The organism is Haloarcula montana (assembly GCF_035666295.1).
GTDB classification, from domain to species: domain Archaea; phylum Halobacteriota; class Halobacteria; order Halobacteriales; family Haloarculaceae; genus Haloarcula; species Haloarcula montana.
This window is the reverse complement of sequence record NZ_CP142027.1, coordinates 325,918-342,781: the sequence shown is the minus strand read 5'-3', so window position 1 is coordinate 342,781 and position 16,864 is coordinate 325,918. Positions and strand designations below refer to the sequence as shown.

The following is a 16,864-nucleotide window of genomic DNA, read 5'->3' as shown; positions in this document are numbered from 1 at the left end:
TCCGCGGCTCAGGTCTCGCGTCCGAGGACTTTCCTGATACACGTCGAGCCGAACGGGCCGAGTTCGCCGCCGTCGAGCTGGACGAAGTGCCCGGTACTGATAGACGCACCACAGCGCGAACACGAGAACGACCCCTCGCGGACGATCACGTCGGCCTCGAAGTCCACGTACGTGCCCTGTGAACGCGGGCGGACGAGCCCGTTCTCGCGGTCGACGACGCCACGCATGACCGCGGTATCGAGGATCTCCCGCTGGAGCTGTGGGTTCGTCGTCACTGTCTCGATGCGGTCGATCGCGTCCGCGACCGATAGCTCGGCGTGTTCGAGGTGGGCGAGCAGTTCGACCCCGAGTTCGACGGGGTCTTGATCGTCGGCTGGCACACCCGCCCGTGGGACCCCCGGCGGATTAACCCTTACCACAAGAGGTTTGCCGATCCCAGTCGGTACGAGTAGTAGATGGACCGTCTCGCGAAACGACAGTTGGTCGGGAGCGCCGGACTGGTTGTGGTAGTCGCGCTGGCGACCCTGTTGCTCTCGCCGGCGCGGGTGGTCTCGGAGGTGATGCATCTCGCTGACCACCCCGTCTATCTCGCGGGCGTCATCGTCGGTCTCTATCTGATCCGGCCGCTGTTCGCGTGGCCGACGATGCCGTTGTCGGCGTTCGTCGGGTTCGTCCTCGGAATCGAGTACGGCATCCCGGTCGCACTGATGGGCGCGTTGGTCACCTGTCTCATCCCGTACCGGTTCGCCCTGGAAGCCGGCGAGCGAGGCGGGATGTTCGGCTGGCTCGGCGACTCCGGCCGGCGACTCATCGAGGTGACCGGCGAGACACGGGGTGTCCTGGCCGCGCGGCTCTCGCCGGTGCCTGCCGATCCAGTCTCCTACGGAGCGGGTTTCGCCGGTGTCTCGACGCGGGCGTTCGTCGTCGGGACGTTCGTCGGCGAGATCCCCTGGGTCGTCGTCGAGGTGATCGCCGGCGCGTCGATGCGATCGCTCGCGCTCGACGGCCTCTCGGTCGACGCGCTCCCACACGTCCTCGTTCTCGGGGGCGTGCTGGCGGTACTCCTGGTTGCCGGGCCGGCGTACCGGCACGTCAACGGTCGTCCGGAGTCGTCCTGAACTCGAACCGTGCGCCGCCAGCCTGGCTCTCGGTGAGTTCGATCGTCCAGCCGTGAGCCTGTGCGATGTCTTCGACGATCGCGAGCCCGAAGCCGGTGCCGTCAGGGCTGGTCGTGTGCCCTCGCTCGAACACTCGCTCCCGCTCGGACTCGGGGATGCCGGAGCCGTCGTCGGCGACGTAGAACCCGTCGGCCCCCTCCAGAGGCCCGACGGTAACCGTCACGTGGTCGGCGCCGTGTTCGACGGCGTTGCGAAACAGGTTCTCCAGGAGTTCCCGTAGCCGAGCGGCATCGGCCTCGATAGCGGGTGAGTCGACGACCGACAGGGACGCCACCGGAGCGTCGACGTTCTCCCATGCCTGTTCGGCGATGAGACCGACATCGACGGGGTTGGTCTCGCCAACCATCTCCCCCTCTCGGGCCAGCGTGAGCAGTTCGTCGATGAGTTGCTCCATCCGGTCCGCGGAGTCGATGGCGTCGTTCAGATGGGAGATATCACCCGTCTCGGCCGCCAGTGAGAGCCGCCCCTGCACGACGTTGAGCGGGTTTCGGAGGTCGTGACTAACGACGCTCGCGAACTCCGAGAGCTGTCGTTCCCGCTGGACACGGTCAGCGACGTTTCGGATGACGCCCGCGGTTCCGATGAAAGTCCCGTCCTCGGAAGGCAGCAGCACGATGTTGTTCTCACAGGGGACGTGTTCGCCCCAGCGAGTCACGATGTCCATCTCCAACGTGACGTGGTCCTGTTCCGGCTCCGCCAGCAGCTCCCGGATTCGTTCCTGGCCGCGCTGGATGTCGTCCTCGGTCATGATCGTACTGATATGATTGCCAACCAGCCCCCCGGGGTCGTATCCGGTCAACGGTTCGATTGCATCGTTGACGAACGTGAATACCCCTTCGTCGTCGAGCGTGTAGACGGGGTCGCCGACAGCCTGGACGATCGTCTCGTATCGCTTTAACTCCTGCTCGCGTTGCTTTCGGTCGGCGATATCCCGGATCACGCCGACCGTCCCAACGAACGAGCCGTCCTCCAGCAGTGGTGCGATCTTGTCCTCGTTGATCGTCCGCTGGCCCGAGGCGTCGATCGTCTCCATCTCGAAGGTCTCCCAGATCCGGTCGTCGTCGTTACAGAGCGTTTGGATGATCTCGGCCCCACGCTGGACATCCGCTTCGGGCATGAACTCGGTCGGGTCTTCGCCGACGATCGCCGAACGGTCGTATCCCAGATGGTCCGCAAGCGCCTCGTTTACCATCTGAACCGTCCCGCTCTCGTCGAGGACGTACATCGCGTCGCCGACGTTCTCGACGAGCGTCTTGTACTGTTTGAGCTTGTGCTGGCGTTCCTTTCGCTCGGTGATGTCCCGGACGACACCGACAGTCCCGATGAACGTTTCGTCGTCAGTCAGGACCGCGATGTTGTTCTCCATCACCCGCGTCTCCCCGTCAGCGGTCGTGACCTGCATCTCGTAGGTCCGCCATTCCGTTCCGCCCGCTTTGAGTAGCTCCCTCGTCAGCTCGAGCCCCTTCTGGTAGTCGTCGTCCTCGATGTACGTCCGTGCCGGCATGCCGACGACATCGTCACGATCCTCGCTCAGATGCTCGGCCATCGCTCGGTTGGCCATCTGGATTCGCCCGTCCTCGTCGAGGATGAACATCGGATCGCCGACGTTCTCGACGAGCGTCTCGTACTGTTCGAGCTTCCGTTCGCGCTCGCGACGTTCGGTGATATCCCGGCCGATGCCGGCGATTCCGATGACGCCTCCGTCCCTGTCTTTGATGACCGAGCCCCGGAACTCGTACGGGATCTCACGGCCGTCCGTGGTCAACAAGGGGGCCTGAAACGCCCCGTCGCCGATGTCGGTGTGTGGATCGAGTGCCGCTTCCAGTTTCTCGTGGTAGGCTTCGGGAAGCAACTCCGCGCCGTCCATCCCTGCCAGTTCCTCGTCGCTGTAGCCAGTTACCGTGGCAAGCGTGTCGTTCCAGCGGAGGAGCCGTCCGTCGGTCCCGATGAGATAGAAGGCGTCGTCGATGGCGTCGATGAGGTCCTCGGTGAACTCCTGTTCGCGCTCTAGTTCCTGTTCCCGTTCCTTCCGAGCGGTGATGTCGGTGATGAACCCTTCGAGGATTTCGACGCCGTCGTCCGTCTCTTCGACGACCCGTCCGCGCTCCCACAGCCACCGTGTCCGCCCCTCGGCCGTCGTGACGCGGTAGCTCACCTCGAACGGTTCTCCGGCGTCGATACAGGTCTGGACACGGTTCCAGAGACGGTCGATCTCGGTGTCGTCGATGAGGGAACTCCACGACACCTCCCCGCTCTCGATCGCTTCGGCCTCGTAGCCGACGAGATCACTCACACCGTCACTGACGAACTCCATCGGCCAGTCGGGCTCGTTACGGGCCCGGTAGACCATCCCCGGGAGGTTCGAGATGAGCGTCGAGAGCATCCGCTCGGACTCTTCGAGTGCGGTTTTCGCTCGCCGCTCGCTGACCGCTCGCTCGATGCGGTTTGCTAGCACCGTATACTGGTCGGTCCCGACGTCTTTCTGGAGGTACTCGGTGACGCCGGCCGAGATCGCGTCGCTCGCGATCTCTTCGTTCCCTTTGCCGGTAAAGAGGATGAAAGGGAGGTCCGGGTAGTCCGCCCGAACACACCGCAGGAACTCCAGCCCGTCCATGTTCGGCATATCGTGGTCGCTGACGACACAATCGAACGCCGCTTCGCCGAGTCGGTCGAGGCCCTCCCGTGCCGACCTGACGTGGGTGACGGTGATCTCCTCGTGGATCCGTTCGAGGTGCATCGCGACGACTTCGCCGAGGTCCTGTTCGTCGTCGACGTGCAGCACGCGGATCTCGCCAGGTCCGCTACTCATTACCACAGATCAGTAGAGCCATCATTATAAATCCGCCCAGCAGGCGAGACGCGTCCATCAATCGTAGAACGTATCGGCACAGTCATAAACGACACCGTGATCCGGACAGACGTACTTGCAGTGGCGATGGTACAACTGCCGGCTACATCGCGGACAGGGCCGTCCGCCGGCCTCCTCGCTCATATCCACTCTCAGGCGCGGAACCACTATTGCTCTTTGGGAACGAAATTGGAACAACACCTTTTGCCGGCGACTCCTGAGAGCAGGTATGACCGACGATCTACTGGATACTCGCTGGGGGCGGGTACTCGTCAGCGGAGCTGCAGGCGTCACAGGCGTCGCAGGATCGTACGCGCTGACGGGTGTTTCACCGGCGTTTCTCGTGTCGCCGGTCGAGCGAGCCCTCGCCCGGACGATGCCGGGGGCGATCGTCTCGTTTGCGATCACGACGCTGGGGAGCCTGGGACAACAGCTCAACTTCCTGCTCGCAGTCGGGCTGACCGTGCTGTTCGTTGCTCTGGCGGCCCGAGCGGCGCTGATATTCGGCGACGCGGCGAACAACCGGGCCGTCCCCGCGCTCGGAACGGCGATCGTCGTCTGGGTCGGTGCCGTGATCCTGACCGACGAGGTCGTCCTGTCGGCGGGCGCGGCGCTCCCGGCCGCCGGCGTAGTCGTCCTCGCGCAGGCGCTCGACGCTGCCGGCAGTGTGACAGCCCCCATCTCGGCGAAGCGACGGCGAGCGCTGGGGACCGTCGGGGTGGCGCTGGGCGCCTCTGCCGTCGGGGTCACGGTCGGGCGCGGCCGGTCACCGACCGTCACTGCCGACGACGCCCCCCCGCTCCAGGCTCCCGGGGCTGACCATCAGGACGCCCAGGAAAAACTCGACAGGGCCGAGGCGAACGGGCTGGACGTCGCCGGGCTGGAACCACTGGTCAGCGACCAGTTCTTCGAGGTCGACATCAACTCGATCGATCCCTCGGTCGACGCCGCCGACTGGTCATTGTCGGTCACCGGCACCGTCGAGGAGGAACTCTCTCTCGACTACGAACAGCTCCGGACGATGGAGGCCCGCAACCAGTTCTCGACGCTGCGCTGTGTCGGTGAGTCGCTCAACGGCAAGAAGATGGACAACGCACTGTGGACGGGGGTCCCGGTCGAGCAGTTCCTCGAGGAAGCCGGCGTCCAGAGCGGCTGTGAGTGTGTGATGGTTCGAGCGGCCGACGATTACTTCGAGGAGTTCCCGATCGACGCGCTCCGGGACGGACTGCTCGTCTACGGGATGAACGGGAAGCTCCTCCCCCGGAGCCACGGCTATCCCGTCCGGCTACTCGTCCCGGGCCACTGGGGGGAGATCAACGTCAAGTGGGTCACCGAGATCGAGGTGCTCGAACAGGAAGCGCAGGGTTACTGGGAGAAACGCGGCTGGCACGGCACCGGCCCGGTCAAAGCTGTCGCCAAACTGCATCACACCGAACTGCTCGACAGCGGCGAGCGGGAGGTAGGCGGACACGCCTACGCCGGGACCCGCGGGGTCTCGGCGGTCGAGGTTTCGACCGACGGCGGCGACACGTGGACGACGGCGACACTGTCCGAGCCGCTACCCGATAACGATGTCTGGCGACAGTGGTCCTACACCTACGAACCGCCTTCGGGCGGCCACACCGTCGTCGTCCGGATGATCGATCAGGACGGCACGGTCCAGCCACGCGAGGAGACCGGAACGTACCCGAGTGGCCCGAGCGGCTGGGTTTCCCGACAGTTCGCTTGATCGGCGTAGGAAGTCCCTACCCCGTGGTACCGACACGATAACGAGGACAGTCCGGGACCGACTGACGGCTGTCATGTGTTGTTTCTGCAGCCGATATCGGAGGCGGTCCTGGTGACCAGCCGGAGCTGGCGAGACACCGCTTCACTGCCGGACCGATCGGTCGAGGTGACGGAATTCGGTGGTATCAGGGTCGCGTACGCCCCGTCCGAGGACGAAGCCTGGATCAGCGGCTGGGTCGATGTTCCGCGGTAGAAACCGGTGCGGGCGGTGGAATCGAAGACGGCTCCGTCTGTCACACGCTCCAGCGTCTCAGTTCCGTTCCCAGTTCAACACTCGGACCAGCCACAGGACTCGCAGGTCTTGCAGCCTTCCGAGTAATACAGCGACAGCGAACTACATTCCGGACATTCCGGGCTCTCGCCGGCGTCGATGATCTCCTGCTGATCGGCCGAGGCGCTAGCGTCCGTCCCGGCATCGGTGTCTGGCTGTGCGGCCGTCGCACCCGGTCCACCGTCGGTCTGCGTAGCGCTATCGACGGGTGCCTGTTCTCCGTCGATCTCGTCTTCGGCTGTCTCTTCGAGTGTGGCCTGCTGTGGATAGGCCTTGTCGACCTCGCCGTCGAGGTACCGCCGGAGTGCGGTCCCGATGGCGTCCGGGATCGACTGGATCTGCTCGCCCTTGTCCCAGGCGACCTTCGGCGACCGGATTCCCTGGAGTTCGTCGGCGATCTCGTGGGGGTCGACACCCGAACGCAATGCAGTCGAGATGGTCTTGGCCAGCGCTTCGGTGAAGGAGGCGGTGAAGCCGCCGGAGTTGCCGATGTTGGCGAACAGTTCGAACGGTCGCTCGGCCTCGGGGTCTTCGTTGATGTTGACGTAGAGTTTCCCGTAGCCGGTGTCGATACGCTGGGTGACGCCGTGGAGGACGTCCGGTCGCGAGCGCTTCTCGGCGAACTCCGGCTGCTCGCCGTCGGCAGCGTCCAACAGTGACTCGACGGAGTCGTCGATGGCAGCCTGGACGGCCTCGTTGTCGAGGAATCCTTCGATACCGCCGAAGACCTCCTCGATCTGTGCGACGATCTCCTCGGCGTCCATGTCGGCGAACTCGGTGTTCTGGGCTCGCGTCGTCAGCACCTGCTTGCTGCGGGTGCCGTCGCGATAGTAGGTGACGCCCTTGCCGCCGTGGTCGTAGATGTACTCGAACACTTCGGCGGCGTCCGCGACAGTGGACTCGTTGGGGGCGTTGACCGTCTTCGAGATGGCCGAGTCGACGCCCTGCTGGCAGGCGACCTGGATCCCGGCGTGACTCTTTGCCGGGAGGGCACCGGTCGTGACGAACAGTTCGCCGATAGCGTCCGGAACGGTGGTGAGGCCGTCGATACCGTCGAACTCGTTGTTGGCCATCTGTTCTTGGGCCTCCTGTTTGACGGCCTCGACATCGAGATCGTTCTCCTCCAGCGCCCGGAGGAAGTAGTCGTCGAACTCGACGAGCATCTCGTCGCCCTGGACGTCGCCGGAGACGTTCTTGTAGTAGGCGACGTTGTAGATCGGCTCACAGCCACCGGTCGTGTTGCCGATCATCGAGGTCGTCCCGGTCGGGGCGATCGTCGTCGTGTTGTGGTTGCGGATCGGGTAGCCGTCGGCCCAGTCGTCGGCGTCCTCGCCGGTCTGGTGCTCGAACCACTCGCGGTACTCCGTCGGGTCGGCGTACTTGGAGTTGTCCCACTCCTCGAAGGTCCCGCGCTCCTGTGCGAGTTCGTGTGACGCGGCCTTCGAGCCGTGGTTGATGTGGCCCATCAGCTGGCTGGCGACCTCGTTCGAGGTCTCGGAGCCGTATTTCATTCCCAGCTGGATGTACAGCTGTGCCAGGCCCATGATACCCAGCCCGATCTTGCGCATCTCCCGGACCTTCTGCTCGATTTCGTCGACCGGGAAATCCGACATGGTGACGACGTTCTCCAGGAACCGGGTGCCCATCTCGATGCGGCGGTCGAACTCGTCCCAGTCGATCGCTTCCTCCAGGAAGGCCCCGACGGCCTCGGCTTCGGTGTCGTACTCGTCGGCGTGGGCGGCCTCCCAGACGCGCCAGTCCGGGGCGTCCTCGGCGGCCAGCGTCGAGAGGTTGATGTGGCCGAGGTTACAGGCCTCGTACTCTTCGAGCGGCTGCTCGCCACAGGGGTTGGTCGCGAGAATCCGGTGATCTGGGTGTTCCTCGACGTCGAAGCTGTGCTGTTTGTTGACCCGTTCGAGGTAGATGACGCCAGGTTCGCCGTTCTCGTGAGCGCCCTCGACGATCCGTTCCCAGAGCTTCTCTGCGGGCACCGAGAGCACTTCGCCGGCCTCGACGTACTCGCCGAGGCCGAACGTCTCGTAGAGCTCCTCGGTCTGCTCGGTGGCGATGTGGGGTTCGTCGGTCCGCGGGTTGGTGAACGTGAACTCCTCGCCGTGCTTCAGCGCGTCCATGAAGGCGTCGGTGATCCCCACGGAGATGTTGAAATTCGAGAGATGGCCTTCGACGGCGTTTCGGAGGTGTTTCGGAACCTTTCCGTCCTCGCCGATGAGATCGCGGGCTTCCTCTAAGGCGTCGGCAAAAGAGTTGTGCGTGAAGTCGTCGGGGTCGTTGAGCCGCAGCGTGTGTGCGAGCGAGACGTCCTTGTTTTTGGCGTGGATGAACTGGATGACGTCGGGATGGGAGACGCGCATGACGCCCATCTGGGCGCCCCGTCGAGCGCCGCCCTGGGCGATCGTCTCGCACATCTGGTCGTAGGTCCGCATGAACGTGATCGGTCCCGACGCGATCCCACCGGTCGAACCGACCTGGTCGCCGTAGGGGCGCAGGCGCCAGAAGGCATAGCCCATGCCGCCCCCGGACTGGAAGACCTGTGCGGCCTCCTTTGCCGTCTGGTGGATGTCGTCGATGTCGTCTTCAGGCGAGTCGACGAAACAGGCCGAAAGCTGCTGCAGTTCGTCGCCGGCGTTCATCAGTGTCGGCGAGTTCGGCATAAAGGAGAGTCGCTCCATCGACTCCTTGAACTCCGTTGCCGTCTCCTCGACGTGCTCGCGAACGTCGTCGGGAAGTTCCGGAACGACAGTGTCGTAGGCGAACTTGTTGACGTTGTACTCCGAGAGCGTCGTCTCGACGTCGTCGTCGACGCTGGTCCCCTTCCCGAAGACCTCGTCGGCGAGTTCGTCGCGCCGAGGATGGTCGGGTTTGAGCTGGTCCGGCGTCACCGTCACCTCGGTGTCCTGCTTACGGGCCTCGAACACCGCCTCGGCCAGCGCGATGTTCTTCGCGACCCGTTCGAAGAGGTCCTCCTGTTGTTCGACGAGGTCGCCGTCGGCGTCCTTCCGGAGATACCGGGCCGGCAGGATGTTGTGATACGCGTTGTCAGTGAGCCGATCGGCGAGTGTCTCTCCCTCGGTGCGCTTGATCGGCAGCGAGATCTCGTCGGCGGAGAGTTCCGCGTCGCTCATCTGTCCATCGTCTCCCCGACAGCGGTCGTCTGTCGGTCGATACCCCGATCTACGGCTGACCCAATTCCTGTCATTTCTGGCGGCACATCTGTACTCATGGATGTCGTATAACGCTTCTGTCTGCGGATTCTGTCGGATTCCGTAGCTGTACGAAAGTCGTGACTACGGTGGTCGTCGGGCAATGCAACAGCGCGGCTCGTCTCGCCGTCGTGTACGACCACTAGCAACGGCGGTCGCTTCTTAATACTGATCAGACCGCGGTGAAAGTGAAACCGGATCTCCCCCAACCACGAGACGGAACTGGAACATCCAGTGGAAACGAACGGGGGTTTCGACTGGAGATAGCGGTCACTCCGTCTCGAAACTACCGAGGAGCAGTGAGCAATCGTACCGGAACAGCCACGAAGTATTTGTGCCAGAACGGTCTCGTACTAGTATGCTCTCCGTCCTACAACTCGGGAGTCTTCCCGGCCTCCCGGCGCTGCTGGCCGGCCTCGTCGCTATCGCGCTGGTGTTGCTCGTCGGCCGAGTCGTGATGAAAGTCGCCTGGCGACTCGTCGTCATCGCCATCATCGTCGTCGCGACCGTCTGGATCTTGGGTGTTTTGGGGTTCCAGTTCTTCTGAGAGGTGGTTTTCGGGCGACCGGGAGTTCGGTCCGCGTTCAGTCGTCGGCCGAGCGCAGGAAGTTCCGGATGACGTCGTGGCCCACGGCAGTTAGGACCGACTCCGGGTGGAACTGGACCGCCTCGATCGGGTACTCGCGGTGGCGAACACCCATCACGAGTTCGGTTTCGCCGTCGGCGGTCGCCTCGGTCGTGGTCGCCGAGACGGTGAACGCCTCGGGGACCGACTCGGCGATCAGCGAGTGATAGCGCCCACCCTGGAACCCCTGTTCGAGGCCCCGGAAGACGCCCTCGCCGTCGTGGTCGATCGGCGAGGCCTTCCCGTGGATGGGGGCGGGAGCGCGACCGACGCTCCCGCCGTAGGCGTACACCGCCGATTCTAACCCGAGACAGACTCCCAGTGTCGGCACGTCGGGGCTGACCTCCCGGAGGACGGGAAGCGTCACGCCCACGTCGCGGTCGTTCTTCGGGTGGCCCGGTCCCGGTGAGAGGACGATGGCGTCCGGGTCGAACGCCTCGATATCAGCCAGCGAGGCCGTGTTGCGGACGACCTCGGTCTCGGCGTGTTCGGAGACGTACTCGACGAGGTTGTACGTAAAGGAGTCGAAGTTGTCGACGAACAGCACGCGCATGTTCTCGGGGACGGCGTCCTCGCCGGCTGGTCGGGCGGAACTCATCGCTCGCCCTCCGGAGCTATCTCGGCTCGCTCGCCGGTCCTGATCTCCTCTAGCGCGACCAACACGCCGTCCATCTTCTGTTCGGTCTCCTCGTACTCGCTGGCGGGGTCCGAGTCGGCGACGATGCCGGCCCCCGCTTGGACGGTGACGCGGTCGGCGGTCCCCTCGCCGGCGGGCAGCGGCGCGCCCGTCTCGACGGTCGCCGAGCGGATGACGATCGCGAAGTCGGTGTCCCCGCCCCAGTCGAAGTAGCCCACGCCGCCGCCGTAGGGACCGCGAGGCGACGGTTCCAGTTCGTCGATGATCTCCATGGCGCGGATCTTGGGCGCGCCCGAGAGCGTTCCGGCGGGGAACGTCGCCCGCGCGGCGTCGAAGGCGTCGGCCTCGTCGTCGAGCGTGCCGGTCACCGTCGACTCGATGTGCTGGACGTGGCTGTACTTGAGGACGTTCATGAACTCGTCGACCCGAACGGAGCCGGGCTCAGAAACCCGGCGAACGTCGTTGCGCGCCAGATCGACGAGCATCGTGTGTTCGGCCCGTTCCTTGTCGTCGGCCAGCATCTCGCCGGCGAGGCGGCGATCCTCGACCGGTGAGTTCCCTCGCGGGCAAGTGCCCGCGATGGGGTTCGAGACGACGCGGTCGCCGGCCACGGAGACCAGCGTCTCCGGACTGGCTCCGACGATCGAGTGGTCGTCGTACCCGAGGAGATACATGTACGGTGACGGGTTGACCGAGCGCAGCGATTCGTACAGTCCCAGCGGGTCGACGTCACCGTACAGTTCGCGGGTCCGGGAGATGACTCCCTGGTAGATGTCGCCCGAGAGAACGTACTCCTTGGCTCGTTCGACGGCGTCCTCGTACTCGTCCTGTGGACCCGCGACCTCGTCGACCTGGGTGAATCCGCCGGTAACCAGCGGCTCCAGATCCGAGAGTACCGACTCGACGCGGTCGGCTTCGGCGGCGAGTTCGTCGTAGCGAGCGCCCGCGTCCTCGTCCTCGCGGACGACAGGCGTGAACACCAGTTCGACGCTGTCCTCGACGTGGTCGAACCGGACCGTCGCCGTCGTCAGGACGAACTGGGCGTCCGGAAAGCGGGAGTCGGGCCGGTCTAGCCCGACCTCGTCGAGCCAGAGGTCGTAGACCGCGTCGTAGGCCAGAAAGCCGACGAGTCCGCCGTCGAGGTGTTGGCGGTCCATCTCCGGGAACCCACGCAGTTCGACGTCGGGCATCGCCGCCCGGAGGTCGTCGACCACGTCGCCGCCGTCGGTCGTCACGAGGCCGGCGTACCGGTCGTCGAAGACCTCGACCTCACTGTCGTCGCCGGTGACCGTGACGACGGCACGGGGGTCGTACCCGACGAACGAGAACCGCGCGTGGCGGTCGTCGGTCTCCGGGGCGAAGGCGCCGTCCGGATCGCTGGAAGCGACCTTTTCGGCGCTCTCAAGCAGGAACGTGTAGTCGCCGGCGTCGACGTCGGTCGTCCGGCCGGTCAGCGCCGCGTAGGCGGTCAGCGGGTCCACGTCGACATCTAGTTCCGCGGCGGCGCGGACCACCACCGGCCGGTCGGCCTCCGCGTCGGCGACGAACTGCTCGCGCGAGCGGTCCAGCGTCACGCGGCTCCCCCCGCGGCGTTGGCGAGGAATCGCGATACTGCGTCGTGGTCTTTCACGCCGCCACGCGCTTCGACGCCGCTTGCGACGTCGACGGCGAACGGGCGGACCGTCCCGACGGCCTCGGCGACGTTCTCGGGGGTCAGTCCGCCGGCCAGCACGACCGGCACGTCCAGGGAGGCGACCAGGTCCCGGGTCCGCTCCCAGTCGTGCGTCTCTCCGGTTCCGCCCGCGCCCGACTCGTCGACGGAGTCGACCAGCAGCGCGTCGGCCTGTGCTGCGTAGGCCCCGAGGTCGTCGGCCGCCGCGTCGACGACGGCGACGACCTGCTGTGCGATCCGGCGCCGCAGTGCCCCCAGTTCCGTCGGGGAGAGTCCCTCGTGGACCTGGACGGCGTCGGGTTCGACCGCCTCGACACGGCGGACAGCCTCCTGGACCGTCGCCGGCATCGTCACGAGCACGCTCGTCACGAACGGCGGGACGCCCCCGACGAGACGCTCGGCGGTGTTCTCGTCGACCTCGCGGGGCGTCTCGACTGGGACGCCGTGGATGACGCCGACGGCGTCGGCCCCGGCCGCGACGACGGCCTTGCGGTCTTCGGCCGAGGTCACGCCACAGATCTTGACCCGCGTCATACCCCGACCAGGTCCTCCAACTTGGCCGCCGCGTCGCCCGACTCGATGGCCTGTCGGGCCAGTTCGACGCCCTCGGTGTGGCTGTCGGCGACGCCGGCGACGTAGATGGCAGCGCCCGCGTTCGCGAGGATGATGTCCCGTTTCGGCCCGTCGACGGTCCCCTCGACGATCCCCCGGAGGTCCTCGGCGTTCTCCTCGGGTGTGCCGCCCGAGACGGCCTCGATGTCGGCGGTCTCCAGCCCGATGTCCTCCGGCACCATCGTGTACTCCTCGATCCGGTCGCCGGTGACCTCCGCGACCGTCGTCTCGCCGTGAATTCCGATCTCGTCCAGGCCGTCGCCGTGGACGACCAGGGCTCGTTCGACCTCCATCCGCGCGAGCGCCTCCGCGACGATCGGGACGAGACCGGGGTCGTAGACGCCCAGGACCTGCGCGTCCGCCCCGGCAGGGTTCGTCAGCGGGCCGAGAATGTTGAAGACGGTCCGCATCCCCAGTTCCTTGCGCGGGCCGATGACGGCTTTCATCGCCGGGTGGAACACCGGCGCGAGCATGAACCCGATCCCCTGCGCCTCGATGGCGTCCTCGACGGCCGGCGGTTCGGCCTCGACGTCGACGCCCGCGACCTCCAGTACGTCGGCGCTTCCCGAAGAGGAGGAGACCGAGTAGTTCCCGTGTTTGGCGATGGGGACACCGGCTCCCGCCGCGACGATGGCGCTCGTCGTCGAGACGTTGATCGTGTCGTAGTCGTCCCCACCGGTCCCGCAGGTATCGACGAGCGTCTCCCGCTGTGGCTCGATGGTGCGTGCGGCGTCACGCATCCCCTGGGCGAAGCCGGCGATCTCGGCCTCCGTCTCGCCTTTCGCCCGGAGCGCCGTCAGCAGCGCACCGATCTGGGCGTCCGTCGCTTCCTCGAAGACCAGCCCCGCGACCTCGCGAGCCTCGTCCTGTGTCAGGTCCTCACCGTCTGTGACGCGTTCGATGTACTCCTGCATGGAATCACCAATGAACTATTTCGTGTTGTGATGTACAAATCCGTACACTGACTTAACGTTGTCGGGCCGGGCCGATTCCGGTCCCGTGTGGGTCGAATCAACAGACGACGTGCGGATACCGAATCCGAAACCTTCAATTATACCCCCCGGCAAGAAGGAGGTGTACGAGGCAGCGAGGGTTCGTGGTCTAGGTCGGTTATGACACCTCCTTGACATGGAGGAGGCCGGCGGTTCAAATCCGCCCGAACCCATACTTTCTGTCGCGGACAACTCACGGACGGCAGAACCGTCTGTGTGGTCGAGCCGAACTTGTCCTTCCGAGTATTGCGACCGCTGAGAACCTGTGCGTCTACTGTGTGGTCGGCTACGGTTTCAGACGATGCTCACGTCGGCGCCATCGCGGCTGATATCGCTCTCGCGGCCGTCCTCGATGGCGTCGAGTCGGTCCATGATCGTGTGGACGACATCACCCTCGGTGCAGGGTGCGACGTGTGAGAGTTCGGCCTCGCGGTACTCGGCCAGCCCCATGACTGGGAGGATCATCGCGGTGTAGGCATCGTCGGTGACCTCGGACTCAACGTCGGCAGTCTGGTAGAACGATTCGAGCGAGACGTTGTTCGAGAGCGCCCACTGTTTGAACTCCGCGACCCGGTTCAGGATGTACTTCCCTTCCGCCGTGCGTGCGGCGGCCGACTCCGGAGCGATCTGTTTGCCCCAGACGACGACGTTGTAGTCCGCGATCTCGTCCTCACGATCGAGGCGTTCGAGGCGATCGAGGACGGCTTCCTGGCGCTCGTTTGCACCGTCAGGGAGCATCGATCGGACGAACAGTTCGACGTGGGGCAGGGTGTTCTCGGTCATGTCTGTTACGAATCATACAGACGGAGCTACAAATAGATACCGTGGGTACTGTATACACAGCACGGAACTGTATATATTCCTTTGAGCCGGCGATTTCGGGTGGTTTCGTGGATCGGGTTACCATCGTTGTTGGTACGATCCGGCTGACCTTCCAGCGGAAATTCCGGTGTCGGGAACATTATATTTCGTGACTGTCTCGACGGTGAAGCGTCTCGTGCAGGCCGACGACCAGCGCCGGAACGACCACGATGAAGATGTGTTCCTCGATCGGAATGCCAAGGAGATCCACGCCCGTCCGCAGGCGGATCGCGAAGACCCCGACTGTGAGCGTATACCAGTCCCAGACGTAGGCGATCGGGTAGAGGGCGACGATGGTCCGGGCCGCCATCCTGAGCGCATCTGCCCGGTACAACAACACCAGCGCGACTGTCCCCCAGAGGAACTCGGTGACGAGGTACGTGTAGGGGCCGAAAACGCCGATGTCGGGAAGCATATCCGATGGACGTAGCACGGGTTCTAAAACCTGTCCGAGGTTTCCCTTGCCGGGAACCAAACCAAGCTTGATAACCCTACACGTCGAACTTCCGCGGTGTGAAGCACGATGGACATTGCTGACATCGCCACCAGAGAGTTTGTCGAGGTCGACGCCAACAAGCGCCTCGGGAAGGTCCGGTCGATCTTCGAGCGGGAGAATCCCAAGGGCATCATCGTCACCGAGAACGGTGAGTACGCTGGCGTCATCACGCAGAAACAGTTGGTCCAGTCCCACGTCGAGGACAACGCGAAAGCGGGGGCGATGACGAGCTCCGCGCCCAAGGTCAAGCGGACCGACGACGTGCGGAAGGTCGCCCGAGTGCTCGTCGAAGGCGGGACCAAACTCGCACCGGTCTTCGAAGGGGACTCCCTGTGGGGGATTGTCACCGAAGACGCGATCCTCGAAGCGGTCCTCGAAAACCTTGACGCGCTGACCGTCGAGCAGATCTACACGAAAGACGTCGTCACGGTCTCGGAAGATACCAACGTCGGGCAGGTCGTCAACCTCCTCCGGAAGAACGGTATCTCCCGGCTCCCCGTCCTCGACGAGGACGATCAGTTGACGGGGATGGCGACCCGACACGATATCGTCGATGTCGTCGTCCGCGATATGAACAAGGCGACCAGAGGCGACCGCTCGGGAGAGATCGAACGCATTCTCGATCTGCCGGTCTACGACGTGATGTCCAGCCCGGTCGCGACCGCCGACCTCGACGAGTCCGTTCGGGACGCCGTCGCCCGGATGCTGGAACACGACTACGCGGGCCTCGTGGTCACCCCCGCCGACGACGACAGCAAGGTCGCAGGCATCGTCACTAAGACCGATGTCCTCCGGGCGCTGACCTACACCGAAGAGGACCACATGGACGTCCAGATCACCAACATCAAGCTCCTGAACACGATCAGCCGCGAGGACATCCGACAGTCCATCGAGAAGGTCGCGGACAAGTATCAGGCGATGCAGGTCCAACACGCCCACGTCCGTCTCCACGAGCACAAGGAGAAACTCCGGGGCACCCCGCTCATCCAGTGTCAGATCCGCCTCCGGACCAACAAGGGCCAGGCCGCCGGCTCCGGCGAGGGGTACGGCGCCGAGACGGCGTTCAACGTCGCGCTCGACAAGCTCGAACGGAACGTCCTCGAACTGAAAGGCGTTCAAGCTGACGAGGAATACCGCGGACAGCTCCTTCGGAAGCTCGGCGAACTGTAGCTCACCGAGCGCAAACGCGGCCCCACACTCGTTGTGGGCTCGAACTCCCGTTCTCAGTTCCGTGCCCACTCGACGGCCGCGTCGAGGTCTTTGAAGCTCTCGATCTCCGTATTCGGGACCGCGACCTGAGATTTCACTGCCATCGCAGTCGTCCCGTCCGAGACGAAGCCGATCTTGTCGACATCCGTGTACTCGCCGTTGGTCGACCACTCCTCGCCCATGTACTCCTGGGTCTCCCTGGCGAGGTTGGTCCCGTCACCGAAGACAGCCAGTGTCGCGTCGATGTCGGTGCGTTTGCCCCGCTCTCTGTAGTGTTCACTGGCCGCTTCCAGGTCTTCGTCGGCGAAGCCACGCCATCCCTCCATGAACCAGATACCGACGCTGCCACGCTGTTCAAAGGTCCATTCGTACTGCTCCGGGTCCGGAATCGTGCTGGACATACCTGGTGGTGGCCGTACACGGTAATACTAATACAACCTAACAGTGTAGGCAT

Annotated in this window: 15 protein-coding genes and 1 tRNA gene; 5 read left to right on the top strand and 11 right to left on the bottom strand. The window is 64.6% G+C overall.

Annotated features, from left to right (window positions below; genetic code table 11):
- Positions 1–8 precede the first annotated feature (8 nt).
- Positions 9–380, bottom strand: a complete 372-nt coding sequence (locus tag VJ109_RS01765) for a DUF5830 family protein (RefSeq protein ID WP_324758566.1) — start codon at positions 378–380, stop codon at positions 9–11.
- Positions 381–455: 75 nt separating this feature from the next.
- On the opposite strand from VJ109_RS01765, the gene VJ109_RS01760 reads away from it, so the two are divergent.
- A complete protein-coding gene (locus VJ109_RS01760; RefSeq protein ID WP_324758565.1) occupies positions 456–1,118 on the top strand; it encodes a TVP38/TMEM64 family protein in 663 nt (220 codons plus the stop codon).
- Here VJ109_RS01760 and VJ109_RS01755 read toward each other — a convergent pair.
- Positions 1,093–3,987 (bottom strand): hybrid sensor histidine kinase/response regulator, encoded by a 2,895-nt coding sequence (locus VJ109_RS01755; protein WP_324758563.1) that lies wholly within the window; start codon positions 3,985–3,987, stop codon positions 1,093–1,095. The two genes, VJ109_RS01760 and VJ109_RS01755, sit on opposite strands and share 26 nt — an antisense overlap.
- Before the next feature lie 57 nt (positions 3,988–4,044).
- Positions 4,045–4,170 (bottom strand): HVO_2523 family zinc finger protein, encoded by a 126-nt coding sequence (locus VJ109_RS01750; protein ID WP_324758561.1) that lies wholly within the window; start codon positions 4,168–4,170, stop codon positions 4,045–4,047.
- 85 nt (positions 4,171–4,255) lie between these two features.
- On the opposite strand from VJ109_RS01750, the gene VJ109_RS01745 reads away from it, so the two are divergent.
- The gene (locus VJ109_RS01745; protein WP_324758559.1) at positions 4,256–5,755 is read left to right on the top strand and encodes a sulfite oxidase; all 1,500 of its coding nucleotides are present in this window, start codon (positions 4,256–4,258) and stop codon (positions 5,753–5,755) included.
- 326 nt (positions 5,756–6,081) lie between these two features.
- On the opposite strand, the gene VJ109_RS01740 is transcribed toward VJ109_RS01745, so the two are convergent.
- A complete protein-coding gene (locus VJ109_RS01740; protein WP_324758557.1) occupies positions 6,082–9,228 on the bottom strand; it encodes an adenosylcobalamin-dependent ribonucleoside-diphosphate reductase in 3,147 nt (1,048 codons plus the stop codon).
- Positions 9,229–9,664: 436 nt separating this feature from the next.
- On the opposite strand from VJ109_RS01740, the gene VJ109_RS01735 reads away from it, so the two are divergent.
- On the top strand, positions 9,665–9,853 hold the full coding sequence (locus VJ109_RS01735) for a DUF8029 family protein (RefSeq protein ID WP_324758555.1): 189 nt from the start codon (positions 9,665–9,667) through the stop codon (positions 9,851–9,853).
- A gap of 37 nt (positions 9,854–9,890) precedes the next feature.
- Here VJ109_RS01735 and trpG read toward each other — a convergent pair whose 3' ends face one another.
- The 4 genes from trpG to trpD are packed head-to-tail and all read right to left on the bottom strand — an operon-like array spanning position 9,891 to position 13,766.
- Positions 9,891–10,529 carry an anthranilate synthase component II gene (gene trpG, locus VJ109_RS01730; RefSeq protein ID WP_324758554.1) on the bottom strand — a complete coding sequence of 213 codons (639 nt, stop codon included), beginning with the start codon at positions 10,527–10,529 and terminating at the stop codon, positions 9,891–9,893.
- A complete protein-coding gene (trpE, locus tag VJ109_RS01725) occupies positions 10,526–12,142 on the bottom strand; it encodes an anthranilate synthase component I (RefSeq protein WP_324758553.1) in 1,617 nt (538 codons plus the stop codon). Before trpE ends, trpG begins: the two co-directional genes overlap by 4 nt.
- Positions 12,139–12,774, bottom strand: coding sequence for a phosphoribosylanthranilate isomerase (locus VJ109_RS01720; RefSeq protein ID WP_324758552.1), 636 nt, complete (start codon positions 12,772–12,774; stop codon positions 12,139–12,141). Before VJ109_RS01720 ends, trpE begins: the two co-directional genes overlap by 4 nt.
- Positions 12,771–13,766: an anthranilate phosphoribosyltransferase gene (gene trpD / locus VJ109_RS01715; protein WP_324758551.1), complete on the bottom strand. Its 996-nt coding sequence runs from the start codon at positions 13,764–13,766 to the stop codon at positions 12,771–12,773. Before trpD ends, VJ109_RS01720 begins: the two co-directional genes overlap by 4 nt.
- Before the next feature lie 176 nt (positions 13,767–13,942).
- Here trpD and VJ109_RS01710 point away from each other — a divergent pair.
- Positions 13,943–14,017 (top strand) — tRNA-Val (locus VJ109_RS01710).
- 121 nt (positions 14,018–14,138) lie between these two features.
- On the opposite strand, the gene VJ109_RS01705 is transcribed toward VJ109_RS01710, so the two are convergent.
- Together VJ109_RS01705 and VJ109_RS01700 are read right to left on the bottom strand one after the other, a co-directional pair.
- The gene (locus VJ109_RS01705; RefSeq protein ID WP_324758550.1) at positions 14,139–14,627 is read right to left on the bottom strand and encodes an HTH domain-containing protein; all 489 of its coding nucleotides are present in this window, start codon (positions 14,625–14,627) and stop codon (positions 14,139–14,141) included.
- A gap of 178 nt (positions 14,628–14,805) precedes the next feature.
- The gene (locus VJ109_RS01700) at positions 14,806–15,120 is read right to left on the bottom strand and encodes a lycopene cyclase domain-containing protein (RefSeq protein WP_276220823.1); all 315 of its coding nucleotides are present in this window, start codon (positions 15,118–15,120) and stop codon (positions 14,806–14,808) included.
- 108 nt (positions 15,121–15,228) lie between these two features.
- Here VJ109_RS01700 and VJ109_RS01695 point away from each other — a divergent pair, with 108 nt between their 5' ends.
- Positions 15,229–16,371, top strand: a complete 1,143-nt coding sequence (locus tag VJ109_RS01695; protein ID WP_324758549.1) for a CBS domain-containing protein — start codon at positions 15,229–15,231, stop codon at positions 16,369–16,371.
- A 53-nt stretch (positions 16,372–16,424) separates the two neighbouring features.
- Here VJ109_RS01695 and VJ109_RS01690 read toward each other — a convergent pair whose 3' ends face one another.
- Positions 16,425–16,811 (bottom strand): hypothetical protein, encoded by a 387-nt coding sequence (locus VJ109_RS01690; RefSeq protein WP_324758547.1) that lies wholly within the window; start codon positions 16,809–16,811, stop codon positions 16,425–16,427.
- Positions 16,812–16,864: the final 53 nt, after the last annotated feature.